This window comes from Parablautia muri, from assembly GCF_009917485.1.
Classification (GTDB): domain Bacteria; phylum Bacillota; class Clostridia; order Lachnospirales; family Lachnospiraceae; genus Suilimivivens; species Suilimivivens muri.
Genome location: NZ_QZDT01000076.1, coordinates 1 through 12,284 on the forward strand (window position 1 = coordinate 1; position 12,284 = coordinate 12,284).

Here is a 12,284-nt window from a genome sequence, read left to right on the forward strand (position 1 = left end):
TTCTCTTTCTCTATGCTGATGTCATTATATCGGTTAATTCTGTGACAATCAATCAGATTTATTTGAAGCCAGAATAAATGGGCGGCAACAGTAATGTTTCACGAAAGGCAGCCGCTTTGTGGTCACCCGGATAGGAAAAGGCTCCACTTCCGCAGCAAATACCGGGCGGATTCCGGCAAGCAGACCGCCAAGCTCAAAAGCGCCGGAGCCTGAGAACAGGCTGCCCAGCGTCAGTTTCCCATTTTCATCCATCATCCTCACCCCCGTCCAGGTCGTCACAGGTGATGCCCGTCAGTTCCGTCAGCACATCCTCGCAGGAAGCCACCGCCGCATCCCATCCGCGGCTGAATGATTCCGATGCGTCACACCCGCCAAGACCATGTATCCTGCGGAATATCTCAATGAAAAGTTCCCTGTCACTCATTGCCCGCCGCCTCCCCCATCAGTTCTGAATATGGGATTTTCACCCCGTCCCTCTCAACAAATACATTCTCCGCAGAGCCAAAATCCTGATAATAGCGGTTCACAATCACATCCGCAAACTTCTCATCCAGTTCTATGGTGTAGCAGATGCGGTTCGTCTGCTCGCAGGCGATCAGCGTGGAGCCGGAGCCGCCGAAAGGGTCCAGTACAATGCAGTTGCTCATACTGGAATTCTTGATGGGGTATGCCACCAAGCCCACGGGCTTCATGGTCGGATGCTGCTCGCTCTTCTTCGGGCGGTCAAACTCCCATATGGTGGTCTGCTTCCTGTCGGAATACCAGTTGTGCTTGCCGCCCTTCTTCCATCCGAACAGGCACGGCTCGTGCTGCCACTGGTAGGGACTCCGCCCCAGCACAAGGCTCTGTTTCTTCCAGATGCAGCACCCGGAAAGGTAAAAGCCCGCCGCCTTGAATGCGCTGCGGAAATTCAGCCCTTCGGTGTCGGCATGGAACACATAAATGGATGCGTCCTGCTCCATGTTCTGCTCCATATTTACGAATGCGGCGAAAAGGAAGTTATAGAACTGCTCGTTTTCCATGTGGTCATTCCTGATCTTCCCGGCAGTCCCCTCATAATTTGCATTGTACGGAGGGTCCGTCACCACAAGGTTCGCTTTCGCCCCTGCCATCAGCACATCGTATGTCTCCGGCAGGGTGGAATCGCCTACCACCAGCCTGTGCCGCCCAAGCGTCCAGATGTCGCCCATCTTTGCCACGGCGGGCTTTTCCAGTTCCGCGTCAATGTCGAAATCATCCTCGGTCACTTTCTTATCGTGGACGGAATTGAATAGCTGCTCGATCTCCGGCGGCTCAAAGCCGGTGAAGGACACATCAAAGTCCGAATCCTGCAGGTCGGCGATAAGGTCTGCCAGCAGCTCCTTGTTCCATTCGCCCGTGATCTTATTGAGGGCGATGTTCAGCGCCTTCTCCTTCTGCTTGTCAATGTCAATGACGATGCAGTCGATCTCCTCATAGCCTAAGTCCGTGAGGACTGTGGCTCTCTGGTGTCCTGCCACAATGGTCATGTCTGAGTTGACGATCACCGGCTCCACATAGCCGAACTCCGTGATGGAGTTTCTGATCTTCTCATATTCCCTGTCACCCTTTTTCAGTTTTTTCCTCGGATTGTATGCCGCCGGAATAAGGTCGGCTATTTTCAGACGTCTAAACTCCATTTCAATCCCTCCAGAACCTTGCTTTGATGTAGCAGTCATGGCTGCAATACTTCGGATGCCTGCTGCCATAGAAGGAAAACTCCCTGCCGCAGCATTCACATTTCTTTGTGACAATGGCTTTCCTGTTCCCCTCCTGCGGGTGCGCTTTCCACCACTGCCGTCTACATTTTTCTGAGCAGAATTTCCTCGGCCTGCCCGTCCCCGCCTGTGCCGTTTCCTTCCCGCAGCAGATACAGATGCCGTTCTGCACCTCCCGCTCCTGCAGGTTCTTCACGGTTGCCGCCACATAGCCGCCCATCCCTTTTGCCTTGCAGTGGTTGCGGACGATGTCGCGGGAAAGCCCCAGCGCCTCCGCAATGGCACGGTAGCCCATGCCCTTTAGGCGCATTTCCTTCACCTGCGCCGCCTCAAAATCGGTCATTTTCCCTCCACCTCCATCAAAAAAAGGCCAAAAACCAGCGTTTTTTGATGGTTTTTAAGCCCAAAAACATGGGTTTTTCGGTACTTTCACGCAAAACTAAAGTGCCTGAAAGCCTTGAAAAATCAATGTTTATGTAAGATTTTGGGGCGATTTCCTATCCCCCCTGTGCGAATTTGCGAAAACGCGCGTCTGAGGGGGCGGCGGTCGCTATTTTTCGACAGTTGTGGAGATAACTCGACCCCCTTCCCCATGCAGATTTCCACGGGAAATGTTGTGCATTGTCGAAATATGAAAGAAAAAGAACCATCACGGAAACCGTCAGTAATGGAACACCTGATAGCGGTCCTCCGTCATGGTTTTATGGTCATGGCAGCTCTTACAAAGGCTCTGCCAGTTTGCCTCATCCCAGAACAGCTCTGCATCCCCTCTGTGTGGGATGATGTGGTCAACAACCGTTGCTTTCACCAGGCGTCCCTGCTCCATGCATTTCACGCAGAGGGGATGTGCTTTCAAGAATCGTTTCCGTGCTTTCTCCCACCGGCCATCGTATCCACGGACGGATGCGCTGGCACGGTCAGAGGCGTGCAGCCCTGCGTGGTCGGTGCAGTACATCCCGTCCGTCAGCTTCGGGCATCCCGGATGCCTGCATGGTTTCATCGGTTTCCTCGGCATGGCTGTACGCCTCCTTCCTGTTTACTCCTGCGGCAGCCTGCCGCACAGCGCCCTGTAGGTCTGCGCCATCATCCTGCCCCACTTCTCCTGCTCACCAGCCACAGCCTTTAGCTGCTCCGCCAGCGTGTGCATATGGAACCGCGGCGCGTAATTGTCCAGCGTCTCGTTGATGTCCGTCAGATCGAACCGCTCATGCAGGTTCTCCGCCATCACCGCGTTCATGCATTCCAAATCCTCTGCCAGCGTCCCTAAGATCAGTTCCTCCAGCTCCGCCGCCGTATGGAATGTGTGGAACACTTCAAAATATCCGTGTTCACGGTCATACACATAAAAGAAATGTGTGCCGCTCCTGCCAAGCGCGATGTCCGCATCCCGCTCCGAGAAATAATCCCGGTACCGCTCCGCCATCTCCAGCGCTTCCTCCCAGCCTTCCGGCATCATGCTAAAACCTCCCTTCCTTTCTTGGTGTGGGCATTTTAACTCTGAATCCCGTTTATGGCAAGGTGGTTTCACGCTTATCTTCCTAAGTGGCAGTATGCTTAAAATACCGCCGCTTTCTTTGTCACTATCTGGTATTGGCTGCTGCGCCCCTCCTGTTTTAAACTGTCTCCCGAAAGGAGGTGGCGCGCCATGACGGACGGGGAATTCCTCACCCAGACCATCATAGAACGGATGGACCTTATCTTCCGGCGCAATAACAAAGAGCCGACAGAAGAAGAAAAGGCAGAGAGGCAGGAAAGGGATGCACAGTTCCGGCGCATCCTTGACAGCCTCCCGGAAGATGACCGGGAACTGTTAAAGGGGATGCAGACGGAGGCATTCCGCAGGGCTGCCCGCGAAAACGAGTTTTATTACCGCGAGGGCCTTAAGGACGGCTTTTCCCTCTACCGCTTTGTGAACAGCGGGTAAAGCAGACGGGCGGCAGTGAAGGAAAACATCACCATTTCTTCACGCCGCCGTAATATTTATCAGCGATGGCCTCCTGCTGGTACTCCGGCAGGCTCCGTAATCTCTCGCTCACTTTCTCCAATGACTGCGCCTGTTCTTCCCTCGTCTTATGGAAGTGGCAGGTCCCGCCCTGGCACTTCCCACAGCGCAGAATGTTGCAGTTCCCGTTTTCATTCTTTGCAAAACAATCCATCAGTAACTCCTTTCCACCCTTTCCGCAAAAGAAAAGGACAGCGGTGAAAGGATAAAGCCCGCTGCCCTGTGCGGAGGCGTGAAAAAAGCCCCATGGCTTCTCCAACAGGGCTCCCTACACTTTTCCGCATCATAAAGATAACACATATTTTTTTCCTTTTCAAGAAACCAGTTCGGTACACTTACTTAACCATTACTTAACCTGTCAGCTTAAAAGGTATTCCTCCGTATGCTTCGCCCTGCCTTCATACAGCGCCGCCAGCTCTGACAGCGCCTTCCTCCTGTACTTGGTCAGCATGGCCTCGCTCACCGCATACTTTGCCGCCGCCTCTTTCCACTGCATCCCGTTGACCACCATGTCCCGGATGACTTCGGGCAGCCGCCCGCTCAGCCTGCTGACCGCATACTCAAAGAATTCTATCTCCTCCTTCACATACTGGTATTTGCGGAAAGTATAATCATACCAGTCATCATTCATGCTCTCCGCCACCTTACGGTAATAGACTGCCGTTTTCCCCGTCCTGTCAGATACCCCGCTGGTCTGCACCCGCTCGTCCTGGGGGCGGGAAAGGCACATGGACTCTATCACCTCATCCGTGGAAACCCCTTCAAACCTCGACAGTTCAAAGGCAAGCGTTATCCTGTCCTTTTTCCACTGATGGTATTTATCAAACAGATTTTCCCCTGCTTTCATTCCACGCCTCCAATCCTCGCTTTTACCGCATCCACAAGTGCCGACTGCCCGCAGTCCTTTTTCTCCAGCGCAGCCATCACCCGCTCATCCAGTGTGCCTTTGGAGATCAGATGGTGGATCACAACCGTCTCCTCCTGCCCCTGCCGCCACAGCCTTGCGTTCATCTGCTGATATAATTCCAATGACCATGTCAGCCCGAACCACACCAGCGTGGAGCCGCCCGCCTGCAGGTTCAGCCCATGCCCCGCCGATGCCGGATGGATCGCCGCAACCGGGATTTCCCCGGCATTCCATCTTTGCATATCCTCCGCCGTGTCCAGTTCCACAGCCCCGGTTTGCTTTTTCAGCCTGTCAAGGTCATGCTTATACCAGTAGGCAATCAGCACAGGCTTGCCATTCGCCGCCTCGACCAAATCCTCCAATGCTTCCAGCTTGCGGTCATGGATGTGTTTTACATTCCCGTTCTCATCGTAGACCGCGCCGTCCGCCATCTGTAAAAGTTTGTTGGAGAGAGCCGCCGCGTTCACCGCGTCAATGTCGCCGTCCGAAAAGGGAAGGAGCATATCCCGTTCCAACTGTTCATAAAGCGCCATTTCCTTTTCGGTCAGAATGACCTCCACACGGTTGTAGACGCATTCCGGCATATCCAGATAATCCACAGCCTTCATGCTGATGCAGATGTCAGAGATCAGTTCATAGATCATATCCTCCGCACCCTCCCTGGGCTTATAGGAAAACACCATCTCCCGGCTGCGCTTGTCCGGCACGAAGAACCGCTCCCGGTAGCCGCCGATGAACCGCCCAAGCCGCTGCCCCATATCAAGGATGCCGATCTCCGCCCAAAGGTCAATTAATCCATTCGGCGCGGGCGTCCCTGTCAGCCCCACGATGCGCCGCACCATCGGGCGCACCTTCTTTAGTGCCTTGAACCGCTTCGCCTTGTGGGATTTGAAGGACGAAAGCTCATCGATCACCACCATGTCAAAATCAAAGGGGATGCCGCTCTCGTTTACAAGCCATTCCACGTTTTCCCTGTTGATGACGTACACCTGCGCTTTCCTGCCAAGCGCCGAGAGCCGCTCCTTCTCGGAACCAAGTGCCACGGACATCCCAACCCCGGAAAGGTGGTCCCATTTCTCCAGTTCCGCAGACCATGTATCCCTTGATACCCGGAGAGGGCCAATAATCAGTATTTTTCGGATGTCAAAATAGTCAAACAGTAATTCCCATATGGCGGTGAGAGTGATCACCGTTTTTCCAAGACCGCAATCCAAAAACAATGCGCTCACCTTATGGCTTATAATAAACTCTTTTGCATACTCCTGATATTCATGTGGCACATATCTCATCCAGCACACCTCCGATCTGCTCAACGCCATCAATCACAAAAACGGGAAATCCCAAACACTCCAACTGCCGCATTCTTTTTATCTGCAATGGCCTCGGCTTCTTCCCCGGAGCCTTCAACTCCACAAATGCTATTTTCTTCCCAGGCAGCAATACGATCCTGTCCGGCACCCCATCCAAACCGGGTGAGGTGAACTTCACCGCCATGCCTCCCATCTTTTTTACTGACACGGCTAACCGCCGCTCTATCCTGCTTTCCTCATCCATAAAACCGTCTTTCCTTTCCGCCTTTGCCGGAAAGCTGTCCTCGCGCGTATATAGCGCATTTGTGCGTTTACGCCTGCACACTACTATATATTTATACATTCCAATATATAAGTAAGTATCAGCAACATAAGCAACCAATGACTGCTAACGCCCTGTCTGACAGCTTTCCCGGCCGTTGCATATATTCCATTTTTCCGGCATCATTCAAAGCAACAGCAACTCCCTGTTCCGTTGCACTTTCATTTATGCGTTTCCGTTTTTTGCTTTTGCATCCCTGTCACGGCAATACCCGCGCACAATGCCATAGATCGGAAAGCGCACCTTATTGTCCGCTTTCTTCCACCCCTCGATGTTCGCCATGATGGCGCTGATCTCATTGGCGTCCTGCCGTTTCAGGTTCCCGCGCTCCTTGCCGAAGCACTCGCACCATATCTCCATGTTGCAGACGCGCTCCCGCTTACGCACGCCCGGCTCACGCTCCCCGCCGAACTCGGAGCCGCAGATATAGTTCCTGCGGTCAAAGATATCCATCTTATCCCACCGCTCCGGCAGGGGCATCTCAAGGTAGTCACGCACCATGCCTTCCCGCTCGTCCACCTCCATAGCGATCTGCTGCTCCTTAAGCGCCATGCCCGCCAGCTCGTTATCGAGGTGCAGGGGCTCCCCTTCCTTATAGCGGACTAACGCCTCCGCCCATATCTGCCGGATTTCCTCCTCCGTCATCTCCCATGAGGCGCGGGCGGCATCCCCCGGCGTCTTTACCGGCCAGAAACGGCGGTTCCCAGCGGTATCCCTCAGATACCCGTTCTCCGCGTTGGTGGTGCCGATGAACACGCACTGCCTGGGGTGCGGGGTAGCTCTGCGCCCAAAGGATGCGCGGTAGATGTCGTTCTGCCGGGAGAGGAAGCCACGGAGCGTCTCGATCTCCGTCTTCTTAAGCCCCGCCAGCTCCCCGATCTCCAGAATCCAGTAGCCCTGCAGCTTCTCCGCCGCCGTCTTGTCCTTCGTGTCATTTAAGAGCAGGGAGTCATTGAACCACTCGCCGCACAGCTTCGATATCAGCGTGGACTTGCCTTTCCCCTGCGGGCCATTCAAGACCAGCATGGTGTCAAACTTACAGCCGGGGTTCATCACCCTTGCGATTGCGCCGCAGAGGGTCTTGCGGGTCACCGCACGGACATAGGCGTTGTCGGACGCGCCGAGGAAGTCCACCAGTATGGTGTCCACCCGCGGCACCTTATCCCACTCCGGCAGGGAGGCGAGGAACTCCCGGATTGGGTGGTAGGAGCGGTCATCCGCCACCTTCGTCACCGCAATGTCATAGTTCCTTGCGGAGAACGTGCCATAGGTAAGGTCCACATAGGAGATAAGCTGTGCATCGTCCGCATCCCGCCAGAAGCGGCTCGGATGCTCCCACGGCACCTCCCCCTTTATCTCCATGCCGTCACTGAGCTGGTTGAACACGATGCCTTTCAGCTTTTCATCGTTATTTAAGATGAGCAGCAGATTCCGCAGGGTGTTTTTTACCACAGTGGAGCGTTTCTCATATTCAAGCTGTTTCAGCCAGTTCCCGTTTTCCCCAGAGAACTCCTTCTCCGCTATCTCCATCCGCTCCCCAGCAATGGTCATCTTCACGTTTTCATCATTTACGGCAAAATCGCACATTGCCTTAAAAGACGGCAGCTTTGCCGCCTCCGTGTCTTCCGGCACTTTCTCATCCAACCCGCCGAACTTATGGATGCGGACAAGATCAAAGGCATTCAGCAGCTTCCCGCAGGCCGGGTCGGTGGCATGATGGGAATAGGCGAACACATCGTCATAAACCACCACCCCGGCAGAAGAATCCGCAGGGATATAGTCAAAACGTCCCTGCAATTCGCTTTCCTGGTATATATCCTTTAAAAACACATGGACGGCCTCATTTATCCCGTAAGTCCTGCAGAACGCCCCGATCACGCCTTGTTTCCCCAGCGGGTCCTCCTGTTGCTTCCTGCCCCTCTCCACGATGCCTCCCTCACGGACGGAATGCGGAAGCCCGGCGCAGTCACGCCACCCCGGATGCGCCGCAAGGTACCTGTCCGGGTCGAGCCACTCCCCGTCACAGCGTTTAAACACATATTCCCCGTCCGCAGGCGTGGTCGGCCAGTACATCAACTGGTGCGGGCGGTGGGAGCATTCATCGAACTGGTCTATCCCCCATTCCGCCGCAAAGAACCGTGATATGGCGGCATATTCATCCGGCGTCACGTCCCTTGTGAGCGGGACCACCACCCTCACCCTCGGAGCCTCCGGCGTATGCCCGTGGGTCGTGTACAGGCATGAGGCATAAGGGCAGAGCATCTCATAGCTGTCTATGAAACCAATGCCCGCATGGTCGGCATCCTGCGTCAGCATGGAGCGCCCTTCCACCATGTCCCTTTTGCGCCGCCCGCCTTTCAGCTTTCCCCCTACAAAGCCGCCCTTGTCCTTTGCCCGGTCACGCTCGGACTTCGGCAGCTTCGGGTATTCCTCCACTGTTTCCGGCGTCCGCACCGTTTGTGAAAGGCGCTCGCACAGCTCGTCAAAGGTGACCTGCTGGTTCACCCATCTTTTTGCATGGCAGCTACTGCCATAGGCGATTGATAATTTACGCATTCCCCGTCCCTCCGATCTCATATTCCTTCGCGGCATACTGCCCCGGATTGTTCCGCTCGCGCCCCTTCCGGTAAGGGTGTATCCATACCTTCCTGCCCGATTTACAGTTCCGCCAATGCCCGATGACTCCCCAGCTTGGGCAGCTCATCTTCCTGCTCTCTGCACAGTATTTTGCCATTTCCTCTTTGGACAGCCGGATCATGCGGACAGCTTTCACCTTGCGGAATTCCTCTTTCTTCCTGCCCTTCCCCCGGCCCTCATGCCTGACAGCCGGCCTCCCCTGCCCGGTGACGAACACGGACGGGCGGTCATACAGGGCTTTCTGCACAGCCATGTACAGCAGCTTTACATTCCTGCTGAATTCCGCATTGGCCTGCCCGTCCGCAAGCATGGAATTGTCGTACCGGGTCCATACAATATGGGAATAGGTCGATGTGACTTTTTCCCCGCCCTTTGAGAAGATGAACTGCCCTATTGATATGATCTCGTCCGCATGGCTTCCCCCGTTGTTGATATGGACGTATGCGTCAATAGCATGGCGGGAATAAGCCTTTGTGCCGCCCTGTTCATAGGACGGTCCTTCGGGCGGCAGGATCGTTTTCTTGAAAGCCACCAGCGTCTCCTCCTGTCTGCCCTCCTTCCGCACAATGCACGTAAATTCAGGCAGCGCCGGGTTCATGACCAGCTCCGAGCCTTCATAGGGCATCCCTTCCAACTGCCCTACAAGCGCGTCAGCCTCATCCTCGTCCACGACAATACGGTCCAGGTTCTCCCAGCCGCAGGGTTTTTTCCATACTTCTGACCACATATCCGCACCTGGGTCATCCAGGTCAAGCACCTCAAGGTCTGATGTGCAAACACATTTACTTAAATCCATAAATTTCTCCTCCTACATTTTCTGATAAAAACTACACTGGTAACCGTCCGCCCTCAATGGCAGCCCCTCCGCCCACTCCGGCTGTACCGCCATAACCTCACACATCTCATCCACAGAGCCGGTGCCCTCCGGCATTTCCGCTATGATCTCATCATGGCAGTGCATCACGATGGGGTATCCCTTTTCCTCCACACGGAGCATCGCCTCCGCCAGTAAATCCCGCGCTGTCCCCTGCACGATGTTCTCCACCAGCTTGGGGCCGTAGGTCTCTATCCGGCTCCACTTCTTATTTTCAGAAATACCCTCATAGGTCAGCCCGTCCCTGCCGAACTTGTTTACAGCCATCCGTGGTTTCACATAGGACAGCTTTCTCCCAGAAGGAAGTGTGATAAATAAAATCCCACTCTTATATTCAAAAATGATTTTTCCGACTTTCGTTTTCTGCTTTTCCCTGACCGCTTTTATTGCGGCGGCATCCACATCCCACCAGAACTGTGTGATATGGGGATTGGCTTTCCGCCACGCTGCCACGAGCGGAGGAAGTTCCTCTTCTGTCAGCCCCATATCCAATGCCCCCATTGAGATGAGAGCCCCAGCCGCCCCGCCGAAGCCCAGGCCAAGCTCCGCTAGTTTCCCTTTCTGCCGGAGCGGGGAGGTTTTGGTAATCTCCTCCATCGGCACATGGAACATGGAGGATGCCGATGCTTCATAAATCTTCCCGTGGGAAGTGAACACATCCAGACGCCACTGCTCCCCGGAAAGCCATGCCAGCACCCTTGCCTCGATTGCGGAAAAGTCCGCCACCACAAAGCGGCATCCCGGCTTCGGGATAAAGGCTGTGCGGATTAATTCTGATAAAACATTCGGTGTGGAATCGTATAATAATTCGATATCTTCAAAACGCCCCTGCTTCACAAGGTCTCTTGCCAGTTCCAGATCGGGGAGATAGTTTTTTGGAAGATTTTGGATTTGTACGATTTTGCCGGACCATCGGGCCGTTCTATTTGCGCCGCAGAACATCAACATCCCGTGTACCCTGCCATCTGAGCAGACGCTCCTCTCCATAGCCTCATATTTCTTCACGGATGTTTTCGCCATCAGCAGCCGGAGTCTGAGCAGTTCCTCCACTTCCCCGTCCGTTTCCGCTATCATCTCCGCCACCGCTTTCTTGGAAAGGCTCTCCGCCTCCATCCCCATATCCCCAAGCCAGCCTTTTAGCTGCGCCACGGAATTGGGGTTCTCCAAGCCCGTCAGTTCATAAGCGCGTTTCGTCACCACCTCCTTATGGAGATGCTCGCAGGAAACCGCATTCCTTACCAGCCCCATATCCACCAGCACGCCCCGGTCATTGATGCGCTGGTCTAAGCGGTACAGTTCCATCTCGCTCTCCGGGATGGGGAAATTGTGCAGTTTCCTGCGGATGGATTTCTCCACGTCCACATCCCTTTTGCAGTAGGTCTTGAACAGCTCCCACTTCTCCGGCGCATGGCGGGGGAGGTTCCGTATCCTGCCGCCGTTTGCTTTCGTGGGCTTACAGGGAACACAGAAATACCGGATCAGTTCTTTCCCTTCCTTCATCTTCTGCTCGTCCAGGCCAAGCACCCTGCCAACATCCTCCAAAGACCGGGGCAGGGCGAGCATGGCCGCCTGTACCGCGCTGCAATGCCAGGACTCCGGGGGAATGTACCTCCCGAAATGCTTTGATAAACAGGTGCGCTCAAAGTTGGCGTTGTATGCCGTCTTGGTCACTGACACGTCAAAGATGGCTTCCTCCACCTCTGCCGGGAGCTTCTCCCCCTGTGCCAGATCTATGATCTGCGTTTCCCCTCCGTCAAAGGAATAGGCAAACAATAAAATCTCAAAAGCAGGGCTGTCCGCATAAGCGTATACCCCGCATTTGACCAAATCCACATCCGAAAATGACTCTATGTCGGCTGCTAAGATTCGTCCCATTTCATGGCTCCTTCCTGTGTAGATATTTTGGATGGAGGGCGGCAGTCACCCGCCGCCCCGGTTCCCTTATCCAAGAAAATCTTCCTCGTCATCCACTTCCACCGCGTCAAAGTCATCCTCCGCATTCGTCCTGCCGCCCAGCGACTCCCCGTCACGCAGCTTCTGGATATTGCCAAGACCTGCGGCGATGCCCTTATTGCCGTTGGTGGAAAATCCGTAGAAGTTCACGCTGATCCTGCCGTAGCACCCGGAATATACCTCCGACTGGTCAAGGATGGGCTGCACGTTTTTATCCACCACCTGCGGAGCCTGCTTGCTGTTGGCGTTGAAGAAGTAGCTGTCCGCATACGCCTCATCCTCCGGGCGGTCAATGTCACCGTCACGGAGCGGCAGTTTCAGGTTCGCCGGGACCTTGCCGCCCCACTTGGAGACGGAATCCTTCTTCGCCTGCTCAATCGCCCTTTTTATTTTCTCAATGGTCTCCGTGTCCGACTTCGGTATGATGGCCGATACGGAATACTTCGGGTCCCCGTCGCTCACGGCATTGGGTTCCCAGCAGTGCAGATAGGAAAACCTGCACGGTACGATCACTTTTGTCAAATTTGCATTTTCATTACTCAT

15 protein-coding genes are annotated in these 12,284 nt (G+C 54.6%); 1 reads left to right on the forward strand and 14 read right to left on the reverse strand.

What is annotated here, in order from left to right; translation table 11 throughout:
* Positions 1-48 precede the first annotated feature (48 nt).
* The 6 genes from D5281_RS22495 to D5281_RS22520 form a co-directional block, all read right to left on the reverse strand.
* Positions 49-255, reverse strand: a complete 207-nt coding sequence (locus tag D5281_RS22495) for a hypothetical protein (RefSeq protein WP_277935556.1) — start codon at positions 253-255, stop codon at positions 49-51.
* Complete coding sequence (locus D5281_RS22500; RefSeq protein ID WP_160562181.1) at positions 245-424, reverse strand: hypothetical protein; 180 nt, start codon at positions 422-424, stop codon at positions 245-247. The genes D5281_RS22495 and D5281_RS22500 overlap by 11 nt, the downstream gene beginning before the upstream one ends.
* Positions 417-1,658 carry a site-specific DNA-methyltransferase gene (locus tag D5281_RS22505; protein ID WP_160562182.1) on the reverse strand — a complete coding sequence of 414 codons (1,242 nt, stop codon included), beginning with the start codon at positions 1,656-1,658 and terminating at the stop codon, positions 417-419. Before D5281_RS22505 ends, D5281_RS22500 begins: the two co-directional genes overlap by 8 nt.
* A 1-nt stretch (position 1,659) precedes the next feature.
* On the reverse strand, positions 1,660-2,079 hold the full coding sequence (locus tag D5281_RS22510; RefSeq protein ID WP_160562183.1) for an RNA polymerase subunit sigma-70: 420 nt from the start codon (positions 2,077-2,079) through the stop codon (positions 1,660-1,662).
* A gap of 318 nt (positions 2,080-2,397) precedes the next feature.
* Entirely contained in the window at positions 2,398-2,751 is a 354-nt protein-coding gene (locus D5281_RS22515) for an HNH endonuclease (protein WP_160562184.1), read from the reverse strand.
* A gap of 21 nt (positions 2,752-2,772) precedes the next feature.
* Positions 2,773-3,192, reverse strand: coding sequence for a hypothetical protein (locus D5281_RS22520; protein ID WP_103239351.1), 420 nt, complete (start codon positions 3,190-3,192; stop codon positions 2,773-2,775).
* Between the two features lie 189 nt (positions 3,193-3,381).
* Between D5281_RS22520 and D5281_RS22525 the strand changes: the two genes are divergently transcribed.
* Positions 3,382-3,660: a hypothetical protein gene (locus D5281_RS22525; protein WP_160562185.1), complete on the forward strand. Its 279-nt coding sequence runs from the start codon at positions 3,382-3,384 to the stop codon at positions 3,658-3,660.
* A 28-nt stretch (positions 3,661-3,688) separates the two neighbouring features.
* Here D5281_RS22525 and D5281_RS22530 read toward each other — a convergent pair whose 3' ends face one another.
* From D5281_RS22530 to D5281_RS22565, 8 genes are all read right to left on the reverse strand, one after another.
* Positions 3,689-3,997 carry a hypothetical protein gene (locus tag D5281_RS22530; RefSeq protein WP_277935555.1) on the reverse strand — a complete coding sequence of 103 codons (309 nt, stop codon included), beginning with the start codon at positions 3,995-3,997 and terminating at the stop codon, positions 3,689-3,691.
* A 99-nt stretch (positions 3,998-4,096) separates the two neighbouring features.
* Positions 4,097-4,585: a hypothetical protein gene (locus D5281_RS22535; RefSeq protein ID WP_160562186.1), complete on the reverse strand. Its 489-nt coding sequence runs from the start codon at positions 4,583-4,585 to the stop codon at positions 4,097-4,099.
* Positions 4,582-5,934 carry an SNF2-related protein gene (locus tag D5281_RS22540; RefSeq protein ID WP_160562187.1) on the reverse strand — a complete coding sequence of 451 codons (1,353 nt, stop codon included), beginning with the start codon at positions 5,932-5,934 and terminating at the stop codon, positions 4,582-4,584. Before D5281_RS22540 ends, D5281_RS22535 begins: the two co-directional genes overlap by 4 nt.
* Complete coding sequence (locus D5281_RS22545; protein WP_160562192.1) at positions 5,915-6,199, reverse strand: VRR-NUC domain-containing protein; 285 nt, start codon at positions 6,197-6,199, stop codon at positions 5,915-5,917. The genes D5281_RS22540 and D5281_RS22545 overlap by 20 nt, the downstream gene beginning before the upstream one ends.
* Before the next feature lie 243 nt (positions 6,200-6,442).
* Positions 6,443-8,833: a VapE domain-containing protein gene (locus D5281_RS22550; RefSeq protein WP_160562188.1), complete on the reverse strand. Its 2,391-nt coding sequence runs from the start codon at positions 8,831-8,833 to the stop codon at positions 6,443-6,445.
* The gene (locus tag D5281_RS22555) at positions 8,826-9,710 is read right to left on the reverse strand and encodes a hypothetical protein (RefSeq protein WP_160562189.1); all 885 of its coding nucleotides are present in this window, start codon (positions 9,708-9,710) and stop codon (positions 8,826-8,828) included. The genes D5281_RS22550 and D5281_RS22555 overlap by 8 nt, the downstream gene beginning before the upstream one ends.
* 12 nt (positions 9,711-9,722) lie before the next feature.
* The gene (locus D5281_RS22560; RefSeq protein WP_160562190.1) at positions 9,723-11,663 is read right to left on the reverse strand and encodes a DNA polymerase; all 1,941 of its coding nucleotides are present in this window, start codon (positions 11,661-11,663) and stop codon (positions 9,723-9,725) included.
* Between the two features lie 66 nt (positions 11,664-11,729).
* A partial coding sequence (locus tag D5281_RS22565; protein WP_016227732.1) for a DUF2815 family protein occupies positions 11,730-12,284 on the reverse strand: 555 nt, incomplete at its 5' end.